This window comes from Pseudomonas sp. TE9122 (assembly GCF_056278925.1).
The window spans coordinates 1740667-1758103 of the sequence record NZ_JBWBQI010000001.1; the positions used below are offsets into that span (position 1 = coordinate 1740667).

Annotated in this window: 17 protein-coding genes; 9 read left to right on the forward strand and 8 right to left on the reverse strand. The window is 59.9% G+C overall.

All coding sequences use genetic code 11. From position 1 onward, the window contains the following. Window positions 1–194 precede the first annotated feature (194 nt). From ACZ9BE_RS07885 to ACZ9BE_RS07895, 3 genes are all read left to right on the forward strand, one after another. On the forward strand, window positions 195–1421 hold the full coding sequence (locus ACZ9BE_RS07885) for an RtcB family protein (protein WP_252877822.1): 1227 nt from the start codon (window positions 195–197) through the stop codon (window positions 1419–1421). A 161-nt stretch (window positions 1422–1582) separates the two neighbouring features. Beyond that, window positions 1583–2608 (forward strand): RNA 3'-terminal phosphate cyclase, encoded by a 1026-nt coding sequence (gene rtcA / locus ACZ9BE_RS07890; protein WP_476249190.1) that lies wholly within the window; start codon window positions 1583–1585, stop codon window positions 2606–2608. Between the two features lie 174 nt (window positions 2609–2782). Beyond that, window positions 2783–3070, forward strand: a complete 288-nt coding sequence (locus ACZ9BE_RS07895) for a hypothetical protein (protein ID WP_041478565.1) — start codon at window positions 2783–2785, stop codon at window positions 3068–3070. An 82-nt stretch (window positions 3071–3152) separates the two neighbouring features. Here ACZ9BE_RS07895 and ACZ9BE_RS07900 read toward each other — a convergent pair whose 3' ends face one another. Further along, window positions 3153–3368: a hypothetical protein gene (locus tag ACZ9BE_RS07900; RefSeq protein ID WP_016774063.1), complete on the reverse strand. Its 216-nt coding sequence runs from the start codon at window positions 3366–3368 to the stop codon at window positions 3153–3155. Window positions 3369–3495: 127 nt separating this feature from the next. Then, window positions 3496–3771 carry a hypothetical protein gene (locus ACZ9BE_RS07905; protein ID WP_041478567.1) on the reverse strand — a complete coding sequence of 92 codons (276 nt, stop codon included), beginning with the start codon at window positions 3769–3771 and terminating at the stop codon, window positions 3496–3498. Between the two features lie 196 nt (window positions 3772–3967). On the opposite strand from ACZ9BE_RS07905, the gene ACZ9BE_RS07910 reads away from it, so the two are divergent. Continuing rightward, the gene (locus ACZ9BE_RS07910; RefSeq protein ID WP_041478568.1) at window positions 3968–4297 is read left to right on the forward strand and encodes a hypothetical protein; all 330 of its coding nucleotides are present in this window, start codon (window positions 3968–3970) and stop codon (window positions 4295–4297) included. A gap of 30 nt (window positions 4298–4327) precedes the next feature. On the opposite strand, the gene ACZ9BE_RS07915 is transcribed toward ACZ9BE_RS07910, so the two are convergent. The 3 genes from ACZ9BE_RS07915 to ACZ9BE_RS07925 form a co-directional block, all read right to left on the reverse strand. Beyond that, a complete protein-coding gene (locus ACZ9BE_RS07915) occupies window positions 4328–5272 on the reverse strand; it encodes an alpha/beta hydrolase (RefSeq protein WP_476249191.1) in 945 nt (314 codons plus the stop codon). Window positions 5273–5386: 114 nt separating this feature from the next. Then, window positions 5387–6385: an NAD(P)H-quinone oxidoreductase gene (locus ACZ9BE_RS07920; protein ID WP_476249192.1), complete on the reverse strand. Its 999-nt coding sequence runs from the start codon at window positions 6383–6385 to the stop codon at window positions 5387–5389. A gap of 61 nt (window positions 6386–6446) precedes the next feature. Beyond that, the gene (locus ACZ9BE_RS07925) at window positions 6447–7646 is read right to left on the reverse strand and encodes a YbfB/YjiJ family MFS transporter (RefSeq protein ID WP_476249193.1); all 1200 of its coding nucleotides are present in this window, start codon (window positions 7644–7646) and stop codon (window positions 6447–6449) included. Between the two features lie 111 nt (window positions 7647–7757). Between ACZ9BE_RS07925 and ACZ9BE_RS07930 the strand changes: the two genes are divergently transcribed. Beyond that, window positions 7758–8633, forward strand: a complete 876-nt coding sequence (locus ACZ9BE_RS07930; RefSeq protein ID WP_095179517.1) for a LysR family transcriptional regulator — start codon at window positions 7758–7760, stop codon at window positions 8631–8633. Between the two features lie 180 nt (window positions 8634–8813). Beyond that, the gene (locus tag ACZ9BE_RS07935) at window positions 8814–9320 is read left to right on the forward strand and encodes a hypothetical protein (protein WP_375123403.1); all 507 of its coding nucleotides are present in this window, start codon (window positions 8814–8816) and stop codon (window positions 9318–9320) included. A gap of 41 nt (window positions 9321–9361) precedes the next feature. On the opposite strand, the gene ACZ9BE_RS07940 is transcribed toward ACZ9BE_RS07935, so the two are convergent. Continuing rightward, window positions 9362–10084 (reverse strand): pirin family protein, encoded by a 723-nt coding sequence (locus ACZ9BE_RS07940; protein WP_056784475.1) that lies wholly within the window; start codon window positions 10082–10084, stop codon window positions 9362–9364. Window positions 10085–10304: 220 nt separating this feature from the next. On the opposite strand from ACZ9BE_RS07940, the gene ACZ9BE_RS07945 reads away from it, so the two are divergent. Next, the gene (locus ACZ9BE_RS07945; protein ID WP_095179519.1) at window positions 10305–11255 is read left to right on the forward strand and encodes a GlxA family transcriptional regulator; all 951 of its coding nucleotides are present in this window, start codon (window positions 10305–10307) and stop codon (window positions 11253–11255) included. 90 nt (window positions 11256–11345) lie between these two features. Then, the gene (locus tag ACZ9BE_RS07950; protein WP_095179520.1) at window positions 11346–12818 is read left to right on the forward strand and encodes an ATP-binding protein; all 1473 of its coding nucleotides are present in this window, start codon (window positions 11346–11348) and stop codon (window positions 12816–12818) included. Here ACZ9BE_RS07950 and ACZ9BE_RS07955 read toward each other — a convergent pair. Both ACZ9BE_RS07955 and ACZ9BE_RS07960 read right to left on the reverse strand, forming a co-directional pair. Next, entirely contained in the window at window positions 12783–15632 is a 2850-nt protein-coding gene (locus ACZ9BE_RS07955; RefSeq protein ID WP_476249194.1) for an ATP-binding protein, read from the reverse strand. The genes ACZ9BE_RS07950 and ACZ9BE_RS07955 overlap by 36 nt on opposite strands. Window positions 15633–15766: 134 nt before the next feature. Beyond that, window positions 15767–16198, reverse strand: a complete 432-nt coding sequence (locus ACZ9BE_RS07960) for a helix-turn-helix domain-containing protein (RefSeq protein WP_041478577.1) — start codon at window positions 16196–16198, stop codon at window positions 15767–15769. A 236-nt stretch (window positions 16199–16434) separates the two neighbouring features. Here ACZ9BE_RS07960 and ACZ9BE_RS07965 point away from each other — a divergent pair, with 236 nt between their 5' ends. Further along, on the forward strand, window positions 16435–17418 hold the full coding sequence (locus tag ACZ9BE_RS07965; protein ID WP_476249195.1) for an MBL fold metallo-hydrolase: 984 nt from the start codon (window positions 16435–16437) through the stop codon (window positions 17416–17418). Window positions 17419–17437: the final 19 nt, after the last annotated feature.

Below are 17437 nucleotides of genomic sequence, written 5' to 3' on the forward strand. Positions count from 1 at the left end.
CTTATCTCATAAGATAAATGACGATATGCAATGATAATTTTGCTGGTCTGATTTGTCTTCCATAGATTATCGAGCCTCGTCCAATCAGAGATAAAAGTTATTAAAATCAAAAACATAGCAGAAACAACCATGGCCGCATCCAAAGCTGGCACAGCGGCTGCAATGCTGATGGAAACGAACATGGACACCAAGATATGAAAGACCAAACCTACCAGCTTCTCGAAGTCGCCAACGGCAAGCCCATCAAACTCTGGACCGAAGGCGTCCCGGTTGAAAACGAAGCCCGCGCACAGTTGATGAACACTGCGAAAATGCCCTTCATCTTCAAGCATCTGGCGGTGATGCCGGATGTGCACCTGGGCAAGGGGTCAACCATCGGCAGCGTTATTCCAACGGTCGGCGCGATCATTCCGGCGGCGGTGGGCGTCGACATCGGTTGTGGAATGATCGCTGCGCGTACATCGCTGATGGCTTCGGATCTGCCGGACAACCTCCAGGGACTGCGTAGCGCCATCGAGCAAGCGGTGCCACATGGCCGCAGTTCGAATCGTTTGCGGCGAGACAAAGGCGCCTGGGACGAGATTCCTCAGCAAGCCGATCAGGCCTGGGCGGGGTTGCAGCCGCGCTTCAAACTGATCACCGACAAGTATCCGAAACTGGCCAACACCAACAACCGTGGGCACTTGGGGACGCTCGGCAGTGGCAACCATTTCATCGAAGTGTGCCTGGACGAGGCCAATCGGGTGTGGTTCATGCTGCACAGCGGTTCGCGTGGCGTCGGCAACGCTATCGGCAACCTGTTCATCCAGATGGCCCAAGCCGATATGCGTCAGCACATTGCCAACCTGCCGGACCGTGACCTGGCCTATTTCGAAGAGGGCAGCCAGCATTTTGATGATTACGTGGAGGCGGTTGGCTGGGCGCAGGACTTCGCCAGACAGAACCGTGAACTGATGATGCGTGCGGTGGTTCAGGCCACGCGGCAGATCATCCGCAAGCCGTTCGAAGTGGCGCTGGAGGCGGTCAACTGCCACCACAATTACGTGCAGAAGGAACGGCATTTCGGTGAAGACGTGCTGATTACCCGCAAAGGCGCGGTGTCAGCGAAGAAGGGCGAGCTGGGGATTATTCCGGGCTCGATGGGCGCCAAGAGTTTCATTGTGCGCGGTCTGGGCAACGCAGAGTCGTTCAGTTCCTGCAGCCACGGCGCCGGCCGCACCATGAGCCGCACCAAGGCCAAGAATACCTTCACCGTCGCCGATCAGATCCGCGCCACTGCCCACGTGGAATGCCGCAAGGACGAAGCGGTGATTGACGAAATTCCGATGGCCTACAAGGACATCGACAAAGTCATGCACGCCCAGCGTGAGCTGGTGGAAGTGCTGCACACCCTGCGTCAGGTGGTGTGCGTCAAAGGATAAGGAGCTACAGCGCTGGCGAGAATTCTGCATCCGGCGCTGCCCCGGTTCATCGCGGCTGAGCTGAAGCGCGAATTATCAATATTGATCGTAACTCAGGAAGACCCACGACGGTTTAACGGTACCTCAGAGACACCGTCGGGCTATACGCGTAAGGATTTGCAATGAAAGAGATAATCGAACTGGACGGCGCCATCGGTGGCGGCCAGGTGTTGCGCAGTGCGTTGAGCTTGTCGATGGTGACAGGTCGGGCGTTTCGCATTAAACAGATTCGCGCCAGACGCAGTCGTCCGGGATTGCTGCGTCAGCATCTGACAGCCGTGATGGCGGCGGCCGAGGTTTGTGGTGCAGAGATATCTGGTGCGCATCTGGGGTCGCAAGGCCTGAGCTTCGAACCGGGCGAAATTCGCGGCGGCGACTTTCAGTTCGCTATCGGCACGGCCGGCAGCTGCACGCTGGTGCTGCAGACGTTGCTGCCAGCCTTGCTGCGGGCATCGAAGGCCAGTCGGGTGACGATCTCCGGTGGCACGCATAATCCGCTGGCGCCGCCGACGGATTTCCTGTCGCGCAGTTGGTTGCCGCTGCTGCGGCGCATGGGCGGCGATGTCGAGTTGGAGTTGCTGCGTCATGGTTTCGTACCGGCTGGCGGTGGCGAAATTGCGGTGAAGGTGCAGCCCTCGCGCCTCACGCGCCTGGACCTGTGTGAGCGCGGCGAGGCAGTCTCACGACGCGCATTGGCGCTGACCGCAGGTCTCGCACCCACTGTCGCTCAGCGAGAGCTGAGTCAGGTGGCCAAGCGTTTGAACTGGCCAGTGGAGGCGCTGCAACCTATGGCGCTTGACCCGGCACGCGGTCCGGGCAATGTGTTATTGCTGGAGTATGTTTTCGAGCATGTCACTGAGGTGTTCAGCGCATTTGGCCAAGTGTCGTTACGCGCCGAGAAGGTGGCCGATGCCGCAATCAATCAGGCCGTCGACTGGTTGTGCAGTAATGCTGCTGTCGCTGAGCATCTGGCCGATCAGTTGCTGTTGCCGATGGCGCTGGCCGGTGGCGGATCGTTCACCACGCCGCGCATGACTGATCATCTGCGCAGCAACATCGAAGTCATTCACCTGTTTTTGCCGGTCCGTATCGATTGCCGAGAGGAGGGCGGCGATCGCTTGCGGGTAGACGTTTTCCAAACCGATTAACAGCGGCCGGCAACCGGAAAGCAGTTGCACAACCTCATCGCAGGTGAGGCTAGCCTTCAGCCATTAGCACATCCGACCTAATTGCCCCCGGTCTGGCTCGACCTTAAAGTCCTTTCGCTTGGCAGGTTATTGCCAGTATTTCTCCGGTATGAAAATCAAAAAGGTCGATCTGCAATGAACTCATCAAGGACTATCCCGGTTCTCGCTTTATTCGCAACAATGGCGCTCGCAGTTACTGGATGCCAGACCGTCAAACCGGGAGAGAGTGATCTCAAGAATCGCGCACAGACCACCATCGGTAAACCCGTGATCAAGGTTTCAAATATCCGCAGCGACTTCAATACAACCTTCTACACCGCTCAAACCGAAAGTGGCGAATATACGTGCGAACTGCCGAGCGGCCCGATGGTTGCCCTGGGTTCCATGGGCATGGGACTGGGCGCTCAGTGCACCAAGCAATGACTAATCAATCTTTTCGAAGCTGAAATAAAAAGGCCAATGTCGATGACATTGGCCTTTTTCTTTAACCAATACTCGGCGCAGATCAGTTGGTTTTCGAGTTCAGCTTGCGCAGTTCTTCGTAGGTGGCCGATTGCACGAACCAGAAGCCAGAGACGATGCACCAGCCCAGGGTGCCGCCTACAAACATGCCGAGACCCGAAAGAAAGCTCTGGCTCATCATGAAGAGGGAAACGATCAGGATGACCGCCAGTGCGATGTAGAGAACGATGTTGTTGACGCCGATGACGAAATCTTTCATTTGCATTCCTTGGATGTATTTTCCTCTGGCCACCTTCTATGGTGGCCAGTGCGCGCATCATATTGATATCACCGTGGATTGCGCTAGTTCGGCGTCGGTATTTCGTTATGAATAGCAAAGTCCGTGGTTACTGAGCGGGTTTTTTCTCAAGATCTTCAGAGTCGCTCGACGTCGCCGCATCCTTCTCCGTCTCGTGCGGTTCTGAGCCCGCATTGGCGCCTGAAGACTCTTCACCTTTCTTGTTGGCCTTCTCATCATGGTCACTAGAGCTTTGTGCATGATTGACACCGGGCAGGGCGGTGGCGGGGGTGGCAGCGCCCGCTGTCGTTTCGGCTGCCCAAGCGTGGAGCGGGCCAATCAAGCACAGACTGAAAAACGACATTGCGAAGATTTTCTTGTTCATCACGTGGGCCTTCTACGCGGTGGTATGTACTGCTTTGGATAAGCCTGTCTGCCAAAGGTGCGCAGTACTGGACGAGCGGCGAAGCCTGATTGTATTCAGCCGGATCAAAAATCTCGCGACAGCAGGCAAATTGCTGGCCCCCATAGGTGTTTCGCACCGGCAAAATCGCCTTTTTTCAAAAGGTTAGGTTGGCTACATGCGCACGATTGTCATCACCGTTGTGACGCTCTCCCTGGCTTTGATCGCCTCGGGAGTGCAGGCAAAAGAGTTGAGCAAGGGCCATCGCTTTGCCTGCACCTGGGGCTCGGATATTGCTGCCGGTGCGCAGCGATCAAAACTGTCCGGGGTTTCGCTGTATGGCGCGCGCAAGCAATTGCAGGTTCGCCGATTCCAGCAACCCTGGATGCGCATGACAGCGATGGGGATTACCGAGCAGACCTACAACAGCAGTTCGAAGCTCAAACCGGCAGCGGTCAAGCAGACCTATTACGAACAATGCGTACGCCATGAGTTGGCTCGGCGCTGATGCCGGTTTCTCAGGACTGATTTACACAGCTCAGGAATCGCGAGAGCCCTTGGCCACTGCCGGCCCGGCAACCCGCGGCGCCGCTTTGGTCTGCATCAGTGCATCCAGAGCCTTGCGATAGCCCTGGCCGCCAAGCGCCATGCTGTTGTTGTGCGTCGCGCCGGGCACGAGCAGCAGGCGTTTGGGCTGCTCTGCGGCATTGAATAGCTGCTCGCTGAAGCGCGGCGGCACGAAGGCATCAGCCAGGCCATGCACCACCAGCAGTGGCATGTGAATGTCGGCGATCTTGTCGATGGAATCGAATTTCTGCGACAGGAGCCAACGCACAGGAAGCGAGGTGTTGGCCACGGCGGCAGCTACGTCGGCGAGAGAAGTGAAGGTAGATTCGATGACCAGACCGCGAACCGGCAGAGGTGTGTTGTTGCGCGCCGCGTTCTGTCCGAGCTCGGCCGCCAGATCAATCGCCACCGCACCGCCGAGAGAGTGGCCGTAGATCAGGCGCTTGTTCGGGTCCGGTTGCAGCAGCTGGAAGCGCTCCCAGGCCACGCGGGCATCTTCATAAACGCTGCTTTCGGATGGTAGAACACCCTTGCTTTGGCCGAACCCGCGATAATCGATGGCCAGCACCGAATAGCCCGCCGCGCGTAGTTGTTCTATGCGGAACAACTGTCCGGTGAGGTTCCAGCGCACGCCATGCAAATAAAGGATTGCCGGGGCATTGGCACGTTCCGCCGGCCACCACCAGGCATGGATGTTCTGCCCGGCCTTGAAACTCTTCGGTTGCAGATCGAGTTCCTGAACGCTGCCGGGCAGACCGCGATACCAGCCGGCGGTGCCCGGCTCGATGCGAAACAACAGTTTGCGCTCGGTGTGTTCCAGCACCGCACAACTCGTCGGCACGCCAATGATCAGCGCGGCCATCATGGCGAATGCCAAGCGGCGGCGTCGCAGGCGGGTCAGGAAGGACAGGAACATTAATCGTTTCACCACAGCGCAGACAAAGAACGCTTTTTACCAGATGCCTCGGTCTGCGCGTGACTGTTTTTCGACCACCGTGCACGCCCAACGATTACAAGATGCTGCAATCGATCACCCCACTTGCAGCACAATCTTGCCGATATGATCGCCGCCCTCCATGCGGGCATGGGCCTGAGCCGCGTCAGCCAGCGGGTAAACCTTGTCGATGATCGGCAGGCAGCGCCCGGCGCTGAGGGCAGGCCAAACGTGTTCTTGCAGTTGATCGGCGATGGCGGCTTTCTCCTCAGCGGTACGCGCGCGCAGCAGCGAGCCGGTGACCACCGCGCGTTTGCCGAGGATCGCCAACAGATCGATGTCGTTGGCGCGGGCGCCGCCGAGAAAGCCGAGCATCACCAGTCGGCCATCCATTGCCAGTGCGCTGATGTTGCCGTTCAGATACGAGCCACCCATGATGTCGAGAATCACGTTCACGCCTTGATCTGCGGTTTTCTGGGCAATGACCTCGGCGAAATCTTCCTCACGATAGTTGATCGGTTGCCCGCCAAGCTGACGGATCGCGTCGCATTTTTCAGCACTGCCTGCGGTAGCAAACGCCTCGATGCCAAATTCACGACAGAGCATCAGCGCGGTGGTACCGATACCGCTGGTGCCGCCGTGAATCAGCACGCGCTGGCCGGCCTTGGCACCGCCGAGGCCGAACAGGTTGGCCCAGACGGTGAAAAACGTTTCCGGAATCGCGGCGGCCTGGACCCAATCGACTCCATCCGGCACAGGCAAAGTCTGGCCGGCTGGTACCGCGCAATACTCGGCGTAACCGCCGCCATTGGTCAGCGCGCATACCCGATCGCCGACCGCGAAACGCGTTACTCCGGCGCCAACCGCGACCACTTCGCCAGCCACTTCCAGGCCGGGAATCGGGTCCATCCCGGGTTTCATCGGATATTTGCCGGCGCGCTGCAAGGCATCCGGACGATTGATGCCGGCAGCGTGAACGCGGATAAGCACTTGGCCTTCGCCAACGGTCGGCAGAGGCACACGCCTGGCTTGCAATACTTCAGGGCCGCCGGGTTCGGTGATTTCAATACGGGTCATTTCGTTGGGCAGTGACATTGTCGATTCCTGTGAAAAAGGTCGTGTAGATGGGAACGCTGGCAGCGCGCAATGATTCCCCTCAGTTCGCCGCGCAGCGCGTTTCATTAGCAGAGGGCAGCCAGCGCATGGCTAGCTCCAGCAGTAGAGCCACGACGATTGCGCCAGCGGCGATCACAAACAGCAGCGTGTGCTGGCCGCCCGAGGCACTGAACAATGCCGAATAGGCAAACCCGGCCAGCGCCTGAAAGGTTGCGAATGACACAGTGGCACGGCTCCAGGCGATCTGCTGACGGTGATGCGACGGCACCAGCTCATGCACGCGGGCCAAAGCCAGAGGCACGATGCCCGGCGGGAACGAGCCGAGAATCACCGCCAGTAAAGCCAGCGCCAGAAACGCATGGGAGACGGCGAGCAAACCGAGGGCAATGGCTTGAACTACCAGCACCACGCGAATGCCAGTGCGTGCACCAAGCTGGTCGGCCAGAAAACCGTACGTCACCGGCCCGACAATCGCTCCCAGGCCATACATCACCCAGACCATTGCGCCGATATGCGCCCCGGCGCCCAGTCCGCGAGCCACGTAATCCACCAGAAACACCATGGCAGGCACCAGCCCGGCGGCCATGAACGCGTATTGAGCAAACAACAGGTAGACGCCCGGCGGTGTCGGCTCATCAGCCGACGTTGCGTGCGCAGCCACGGGGTGCGCGGTATCCGCAGGCCAGCCGAACCAGCTCAACGCGGTCAGCAACAACGCCAGCGCGCCCAGCCCCAGCCATGTTGCCTGCAAGCCAAGAGTCAGCAGTGGCGGCACGATGGTGCCGGAGCCAGCAATCCCCAGGCCGATGCCCAGGAAGATTGCGCCACTGGCCAAGCCTCTGCGCGCCGCCGGAACGTGAGGCAGCACGGTTGCCGCCACCAGCACCATGATCGCGCCACCGGCAATGCCGGACAGCAAACGCCAGCCGAAGAACCAGCTCACCGAGAGCGGATAAGCACAGGCAAAAAATGCTCCCGTGACCGCGAGCATCATCAGGCGCAGGGCGTTGCGGTTACCCAGTCGATGGGCCATGGGCCGACCGAGCAGGGCGCCGATCAAGTAGCCAACCAGATTGGCCGCGCCGAGATAGACGACATCATTGGCGGAAAACCACTGTGCCTGAATCAGCGAAGGGATCAGCGGCGTGTAGGCGAAACGCGCCAGGCCAATGCTGACCAGGCTGGCGCAAAGCCCGGCGAAGATCGGCAGCCAGATGCCGGAGGAATTTGCAGTACGCATGATAGCGATCTCACAAGAGGTGTATGGCGCTCAGCTTATCGGCTATCTTGGCTGCGCATATGCAGCGATTAAGCGGCAGAGTGATGCAAAAATGCTTCGATGAGGATCAGCATGAATTGGGATGATGCGCGGGTTTTTCTGGCGGTCTGTCGCGAGTCCACCTTGCGCGGAGCTGCACGAGTTTTGGGCGTGGACCAGGCCACTGTCGGGCGGCGTATTACCGCGCTGGAAAAGTCTTTGAGCGCGACGCTGTTCCTGCGTACCTCCGATGGCTACGCGCTGACCAGTGTTGGTGAAGCGGCGCGTAAAAGTGTGGAAAAAATGGAACATTCGGCACTGGAACTGGAGCGGCACATCCACGGGCTGGACGATCGTCTGACCGGTAACGTACGGGTCAGCACCACCGACTCGATGGCCATCGACTTCATCATCCCGGCGATGGCGCGCCTGCATGACCAGCACCCCGACGTGCAGATTCAGCTGGATGCGTCGACGCAAATCCTCAGTCTGGCCAAGCGCGAAGCCGATATCGCGGTGCGCAATACTCGGCCGGATAACCCGGATCTCATCGCTCGGCGAATCGCCCGTTGGCCTGTAGGACTTTTCGCAGCACAGGCCTATGTCGAGCGCCATGGACAACCGCAGCCCGGCAACGCTTTCGAGGGCCATGATCTGGTGGTGTATCAGCCGTACTTACAGAGCAAAAAAGACCTAACGCTGGTCTCTGAACCGTTGACCCGCGGACGCATCGTCGCCACGCTCAGCTCCAGCCTTTTGGTGCGTCGAGCCCTTGCCGCAGGCCTCGGGATAGGCGAGATACCGGTATACATGGGCGAACGCGATGGCCTCGTCAGACTTTGGCCGGAGCGGACCCGGCCGCTGCCGTATGAAGTGTGGCTGGTCACCCACGCCGACCTGCGTCACACCGCGCGGGTACGGGCGGTCATCGAGCAGATCGTTGAGGCTTTTGCGCTGGAAAACGAATAAGTGGTTCAGGGTTTTGCCGAGGCTACAACTGCTGACGAAACAGCCTACGTCCGAGACAGAATGGGCCGGCTTGTTGTAGTCCGTGATGAGTTCTATTGTCACTGCAGCTCGATGCAGACCTCAGTGACGCATCGAAACGAAGAGCCAGGGAAGGCCGCGTAGCCGCAGAAAGGTGTCGAATTGAAAATCAGGGAAGTGAATCAATATGCAGTCACGGACAGATCGGACGCGGGGCGGAACAGGCAAATCATGAGCAGCATAAGTCGCGAAGAATTCGATGCCAGGATAGAAACCATCGAGACGAGGATGGATGGCCGCGTGGCAGAAATGCGCGCCGACATTCGCGGGTTCCTGGCTGCTCAGGCAGAGCGGGACAAGGTCTATCTTGAACGGGACAAGGCCCTGCAGGAACGGGACAAGCGTTATGACCTGATGTGGATGGGCGTGCAGAAAATCGCCGACGAATCGCGGGAAGCGATCAGACAGGCATCGACGGTAAAGGCCAATTACTGGGCTGCCACCACTGTGCATTTCCTCGGCGTGGCTTCCTTGCTGGTTGGCGCACATTTTGCCAATCAGGCGGCGGTGTTGACCACGATACAAACCACGCTGGCAGCGATTCAGATTGGCAAAGAGGTATCGTCACCCAAACCTGTCGTACAACCCTCAGCAGTGCCGCCGCAATAAGAAACGGCCTTCAGTGGAAGGCCGTTCTGCATCGCGCCAGATCATGGCATTTCCGGCAACTCCTGAGGCCGCAAGTCGAACACCAGCACTTCGGCATCGACCCCGTTGCTCAAGGTGAGCAGCTGTTCTTCACGAACCCGCACGCCGTCGCCTTCCTGCAAGGCTTGGCCATTGAGTTCGACGCTGCCACGCGCAACGTGCACGTAAGCGTAACGATTGGCCGGCAATTTCAGCGTGGCACTTTCCTCGCCGTCAAATAACCCGGCGTAGACCCGCGCATCCTGACGGACTTTCAGGGAGCCATTGCTACCGTCCGGCGAGATGATCAGTTGCAGGCGACCACGTTTTTTCTGCGCGCTGAAGTGTTCCTGTTGATAGCGCGGCTTGGCGCCGCTGACATCCGGCACGATCCAGATTTGCAGAAAGTGCACGGGCTTGGTGGCCGAGTGGTTGAACTCACTGTGCGCCACGCCGCTGCCGGCACTCATCAATTGCACGTCCCCGGGACGGATCACCGAGCCGGTACCGAGGGTGTCCTTGTGTTCCAGCGCGCCTTCGAGCACATAGGAAAAGATCTCCATGTCGCGGTGCGGGTGCTGGCCAAAGCCTTTGCCGGCGGCGACCCGGTCATCGTTGATCACCAGCAGATCGGAGAAACCCTGTTCACGCGGGTTGCGGTAGCTGGCGAAAGAAAAGGTGTGAAACGACTTCAACCAGCCGTGATTGGCGAGGCCGCGATCGGAGGCTTTGCGAAGAGTCAGCATGATGAAATCTCCTGGCGGGACGTGAATTCGTCCGAGTGAGGAGAAGGTTACTGGTTACCCGGTGAGGCAATAAGTAGATGGAAATTGAAAGACTGTCCGGCTCAGGTTGACAGTTTTGCGTTATGGTTCACCCATTCGATCACGCTCCTGAACACTCGGTCCGCCATAATGCCTTGGCTGAAGCGTGCGTATTGACCCTTGAATATGTGTGAAACCTCCCATGAAAACCGTGGCAATGGTGCTGTTCCCTGACTTTCTGATGCTCGACATGGCGGGGCCGCTGGAGGTGTTTTCAGTCGCCAACCGTTATCTGAAACCTGATCTGCACTATCAATTGACGACTCTCGGGACAGAGCGCGGCTTGCTGAGGGCGTCCAACGGCGTGCAGGTTCAGGCTGACTTGCACATCGACGAAGCGGCCGAGCGCTATGACCTGCTATTGGTGCCAGGCGGACCCGGCGCCTATAACCAGAGATTTCCCGAGCTGTTTGGCTGGTTGAAAAAAGCCGTGCCGCGCGCGGAGCGTTACGGTTCGATTTGCACTGGCGCATTCATCCTCGGCCACGCCTGCCTGCTTGATGGTTATCGCGTCACCACGCATTGGAACTACACCGAACGGCTGATCAAGGCTTTCCCGAAAACCACGGTGACCACCGATCAGATCTACGTCGAGGATCGTAATCTCATCACCTCCGGTGGCGTTACGGCCGGCATCGACCTGGCGCTGGCGGTGGTGGCCAGAGATCACGGCAAGAAAATCGCCCAGGACGTTGCCAAGGTCTTGTTGGTGGTCATGAAGCGCCAGGGCGGGCAAGCGCAGTTCAGCCCGTTGATGGCGGCAGTCTCACCGCAAGAAACGCCCATCACCCGCGCGCAGAATTACGTCCTTGAACATCTGGATGAAGCGTTCACCGTCGAGCGCATGGCCGGATTGGCGAACATGAGCGCACGGCACTTTGCTCGCCTGTTCGCCCGTGACGTCAATATGACGCCGATGGAGTTTTTGCAGAATGCCCGCATTGACTGCGCGCGAAACCTGTTGGAAACCGGCGATCTGCCGCTCAAGACCATCGCCTACAAAAGCGGCTTTGGCAGTGTCCGGCACATGCGCTCGTTGTTCGCCGAAAAGCTCGGTCTTACACCGTTACAATACCGCGAACAGTTCAGCTAGAGCGGTTCTGTCCGTCTGACGCAGTCGGATGTCCGTGCTGCGTCGGCTCTGGCGGTTGTATCGTCACGCGAGAGTGCCAAGATGTTTGGCATGAATAATCACAACGACACAAGCCACGGTTCAGTGCTGCGTTTCGGCCCCTACGCCTTTCATGTGCGCCAACGTCTGGTCCTTGAAGGAGAGCAGCCGTTGCGCATGGGCGGGCGCGCCATGGACATCCTTCAGGCGCTGCTCGAACACGCGGGTGAGGTGGTCAGCAAAGAGCAGTTGATTGCTCGGGTATGGCCGACCTCGGTCGTCGAAGAGATCAACCTGCGGGTGCACATTGCGGCGTTGCGCCGCGCACTGGGTGACGGCGTAAACGGGCAGCGTTTCATCATTCACGTGGCGCACTGCGGCTACAGTTTTGTCGCCCCGGTGGAGCAGGGCACCAGTGATGCGCTGACCATGCCCGCTGCCGCGCTCATGCCCCTGCACAATCTTCCGGCACGACTGACGCCAGTCAGTGGGCGCGACGCCCTGATTGGTAGTCTGGTTCGACAAATGCCGGTATGCCGCTTGATGACGATTACCGGTGCGCCGGGTGTTGGCAAGACCACAGTGGCATTGCGCGTGGCGGAATTGCTCCTGCAATACTTTCGCGATGGCGCCTGGTGGGTCGACCTTGCCAGCCTCGAAGATGACATTCCATTGCTCGAGCGCCTGTTGCACACCCTGAAGACAGACTTTTTCACACTGACCGGCCGGCACGCCTTGTTGATACTGGATAACTGCGACCACCAGCGCGACAGCTGTGCGGCACTGGTGGAAACGCTGTTGCATGCTGCGCCTCGCCTGTCGATTCTGGTCACCGGCCGCGAAGCCTTGCAAGTCGCGCAGGAGACCGTTCATTACGTGCCGCTGTTGGCGATTCCCAAGCGCTCGACATTGAACACCGTCGAAGAAGCCATGGGCTATCCGGCGGTGCAGTTGTTCGTCAATCGCGCGCGGGCACGGCAGCATGGCTTCTGTTTGCGTGAGCAGGATTTGCCAGGTGTGCGCGAGATCTGCCGTCAACTGGACGGTCTGCCGCTGGCGATCGAGCTCGCCGCTGCGCAGATCGACGCGCTGGGCTTGATCGGCTTGCAGGCACAGGTTGAAAACGGCCTGCAGTTGCTTGGCCAAGGCCGGCGCACCGCGGAACCGCGCCATCAGTCGATGGCCGCTGCGATCGATTGGAGCTTCCAGTACCTGACGGAGATGGAACAGCGTGTGCTGCTGCGTCTGTCGGTATTCAGCGCGGGCTTTACCCTGGAGGCCGCACTGAGTGTGATCAGCAGCGCGGATCTGGCGGGTTCCAGACTGTCCGCGATAATCGAAGGGTTGGCGCGCAAATCGTTGCTTGTTCGAGAACCCAACCGTGCGACGGCCCGCTATTGGATGCTCAACACCGTGCGCCGCTATGCTCGTGATCAGTTCGAGCGCAGTGACGACAAGTTCGAACTGAAACAGCGCCATGCGCGCTATCTCAGCAGAACGCGCAACGCTTCAGGCCGGGCACTGCTCGTGGAGGCTGTCGAGTAGCAGGCGGACCTTGCGCAAGTCCGGTGTGGCGTAGCCTTCGGTGAAGCGCTGGTAAATGGGGCTGAGCAAATCCCATGCTTCGCGATGGCGGGACTGGCGCTGCCATAATCGGGCGAGGTCCGTGGCGCTGCGCAGTTCCCAAGCGAGGGCGCCCTGGCTTCTGGCGATGGCCAGAGCTTGTTGCAGGGTTTGTTCGGCTTCTCGGGTTTCAGCGGTGTCTGAGCGGGCCGATTCGCGAGCAGGCTCGCTCCCACAGGATGAACCCTTCAACAATGCCGCCGCCCGCGCCCGCAATATCTCCGCTGCACTCCATCCCGCATCGCCATTGCGCGCGCGCTGCACCAGTGCATCATCGACAAAACGCTCATCCAGCGTAACCATCACTTCCCGAATCAGACCGCTGCTCTGTGCTGGTACGGGCACGGCATTATCCGGATCGATCACCTGCGCATACTGCCGGCCCCAGTTATTGAACAGCAGCACCGAGTGCTTCTGCGATTGTTCCAGCAGCAACTGCAGCAGCGCGCGGGCGTTTACATGGTCGCCGTTGTAATGAGCGATCAGACAACTGGCCAGCGCCAGGGTGTAACAGATCGATGTGCCGTGATTGATCTGCACGGCGATGTCCAGCGCCTGCCGTGCGGCGCGCCAGGCTTGCTCGGGCAGGCCCTGCAACCACAGCACTCGGGCCAGCACTGTCAGCGAAGCGACGCTCTGATCGTATTGCACGCCAAAACCATGGGTGAAACGATTGAGATGGCCGCTGTGGGCCATGCGTTGCAGCACCTGCTCGGCATGTACGCGTGCCTGCGGCTGGTCGCCGGCATAATGCAGGGCCAGCACGCGCAAGCGATGAGTGCTCAGTGACAGCAGCGGTTCGCCGTGCAGGCCGATGCGGTCGAATTGCTCACTCTGGGCCAAAGCCATGCGGTAATGCCCGCAACTCAGATTGACCGCCATGTGCCCCGACACTGCGCGCAGTTGCCCGGCCAGATCGCCGTGTTCCTCGGCCAATTGGCAGGCGTCGACGAAGGCCTGAATGGTTTGTGGCGTGCCGCCCCAGGTGTGATAGCTGGCGCTACCGAGCGCCAGTTTCAAGGCGATTTGCAGGCGAGGGCAGGGCGGTAGCAGCGAGTCTGCTGGCGAAGCCTCCAGCAGACTCAGTGCCCGGCGTACATAGCGGCTGTAATCGCGCAGCAACGACAGCTCCTGCCACAAAGGCGCCGACGCGGCTGCCAGTTGCACCCCCAGCTCATCCGGTCCCGGCCCGTTGAGGCTCCAGTCCAGCGCCGCGCGCAAATCCTCCAGACCCCGGGCATAGCGCTCCATCCACAATACAGTCGGAGTATTGTCCCAATCCGCCTGCGCCTGCTGCATCAGTGTCAGGCAGCGCTCGGCGTGGCGTTGGCGGGTTGCGTTGAGCTCGTCGGCCTGTTCGAGTTTTTCCAGTGCGTAGTGGCGGGTAGTGTCGAGCAAGCGATAGAAAACATCTTCGTCGCCCACTTCGACGCTCAGCAGGGATTTGGCCACCAATTGTGTGACGGCGGTGAACACCGCGCCGGGATCAATCTGTTGGCCGATGACCACCGCTGCCGCCGAGGCGAGGGTGAAGCTGCCGCGGAATATTCCCAGTCGCCGCAGACAGGTTTGCTCGCAGACGTTGAGCAGATTGAAGCTCCAGTCCATCGTTGCGCGCAGGGTCAGGTGGCGTTCGGCGCTGCTGTGGTGTCCGGCCGACAATGGCGGCAAACCCTCGCGCAAGTGCTTGAGCAATCCGTCCATGCCCAATTCGCTGACCTGCGCGGCGGCCAGTTCCAGTGCCAGCGGAATGCCGTCCAGGCGCTGGCAGATTTCGATCGCTTGCGGCAACTCGGCGTGGCTCAGTCGGAAGTTTTCCCTGGCTGCGGTGGCGCGCTCGACAAACAACTGCATCGCAGCAAAGCCCAGTGCTTGGGCCGGCTCCATCGGGGTCGACATGGACGGGCATTCGAGCGATTCCAGACGCTGCACAAATTCGCCCTCCGCGCGCAGGCTCTCGCGGCTGGTCGCCAGGATATGCACCTTTGGTGCCCCCCGCAGAATCTGCTCGCTGAGCGCGGCGACCGCATCAATCAAGTGCTCGCAGTTGTCGATCACCAACAACATTTGCTGTTCTCGCAGGCCGTCGACCAGACCAGCCTGCGCATCGCCTTCAGCTGCGGACAGATCAAGCAGCGTCGCCAGATGCGATCCGATCAGCGCGGGATCGGCGATGGGCGCCAGATCCACCAGGCGGATGCCGTCGCGATACTGGTCGAGCAATTGTTCGGCGACGCGCAGGGCGACGGTGGTCTTGCCAATGCCGCCGGGGCCGACCAGAGTGATGCAGCGTCGGCGCGGCAGTTGCGTAATCAAGTGATCGATCAGGGGTTGGCGACCAATCATCCGCGTACGACGCAGCGGCAGGTTGTGCCGGGGCGCGGCGACCGCAGGCGTTGCTTCGATGCTGTCGAGCACGAATGGTGCAACAAAGCTGTAGCCGCGCTGCGCCACGGTGACGATGTAGCGCTGGCCGTTCTGCCCGTCGCCAAGCGCTTTGCGCAGCGCCGCCATGTGCACGCGCAGGTTGATGTCTTCGACGACGCTGTCTGGCCAGACCCCGGCCATCAATTGCTGTTTGCTCACCACTTCACCGGCATGGGCCAGCAAAATCAGGAGGATGTCCATCGCCCGCCGTCCCAGGCGCAGAGGCTGTTGGCCTTCAAGTAGCAATCGTTGCCCGGGATGAATCCGATAGGGGCCAAACGCAATGGCCTGATTCGGGGAAAAACTCAACAGCGCGCTCCTGCGGTGATGCGGCGGACAGGGCGAATCAGTGCCTGGCGCATGCGCAGGCCGTCTGATCCGGGGTGTCCGGGCATAATCCTCAGGTTTGACCATCAGTGCAACGGGTGGCGTAACGGCAGCAGTCAAAACACCGCAGGCTGCGCTGCGGTGTTTTTCGGTTTATCCATGACTCGACAGCGCCAGGCGAAGGGATTGATGCCCTCGCTGCGGGTGAACATGTGGCAGAAGTGCGCCTGATCGCAGAAGCCGCATTCGAGGCTGATTTGCGTCAGGCTCAAGTCGGTGTGCTGGATCAGCAACTTGGCTCGAGCCAGGCGCTGGGCGCGGATCCAGTCCTGTGGCGACAGGCCGGTGCTGCACTTGAATGCGCGGGAGAAATGACTGCGTGACAGTGCACATGCCCGGGCCAGTTCAGCCACTTCGAGGCTTTCGCCCAAGCGATCCAGGATCAACTGTTTGATCTGGCGTTCGCGCTGCGGACTGAGTCCGCCAGTCGTGTTTTTACGCGGTTCGCTGGCAGGGGCGAGGGCGACGGATTGCTGTAGATAAGCCATGGCCAAGGTCCGTGTCGGTGGGGAAGGCACGGTCGGCGCATTCCCTCAGGTCAAAAAAGCAACGCTGCGCAGAGGGCTTCATTGTTGGGCGATGCCTTGAGACTGACGAGTTAATCGTTGTTAATTTCCTCGCTCAGGCTGGAACTCAGCACATCCTTGCAAGTCAGCGCCCGGCGCTTTGCGCGACGATGTCGACAAAGCACGGCCGCCGTTGGCCAGGTCCAAAGGGGAATGCAATGAAAAGCTTGGTGAAAGCGGCAACGACGCTGGCGGTCGTGCTGGCAATGTCCGGCGCCATGGCGCAGGCACCGCAGGTTGGCACTCAGGCGCCGGGTTATTTCCGGCTGGCTGTCGGCGATTACGAAGTCACCGCGTTGTTCGACGGTTACAACGATTTGTCGCCGAAGTTGTTGCAGGGCATGAGCCAGAGTCAGATTCGCGCGCTGCTTGCGCGCCGTTCGATTGAAACCCCTGGCGTGCAGACGGCGTTCAATGCCTTTCTGGTCAACACTGGCAAACAACTGATTTTGGTCGACACGGGCGCAGGGCAGTGCATCGGCGCCACCGCAGGCCAACTCTCGGCCAACATGCAGGCCGCCGGTTACAAGCCTGAACAGGTCGACACGATTCTGCTGACGCACCTGCACCTCGATCACGTCTGCGGTCTGGTCGACGCCGAAAAGAAACCGGTGTTCGCCAACGCCACCGTGTTTGCAGCCAAAGCCGAGGCCGACTACTGGCTCGATCCGGCAGCGCTGGCCAAGGCCCCGGCGGGCGCAAAAGAGTTTTTCAAGATAGCCCGGGACTCTACGGCGCCCTATGTTGCCGCCGGTCGCTTCAAGACGTTTGCCGCCGGGCAGTCGCCACTGCCGGGACTGGTCGAAGCAACCCTCGAAGCCGGCCACACGCCGGGCAGCACCACATATCGCTTCAATTCGCAGCAGCAGAGCATCGTGTTCATGGGCGATCTGGTGCATAACCTGGCGGTGCAGTTTTTGCACCCGGAAGTGTCGATCGGTTTCGACGTCAACAGTCAGCAAGCGATCAGCAGTCGTCAGGCAGTGTTCAGTGCTGCAGCAGCAAGCAAGACCTGGGTGACGGCAGCGCATCTGCCGTTCCCGGGCATCGGCCACATCAGCGCCGAGGGCAAACATTTCCAATGGGTGCCGGTGGAGTACGGCCCCTACAAACGCGCGGCGAAAGTGCCATTGATCGAGTAAAGTGCCCAACGCCTGTGGC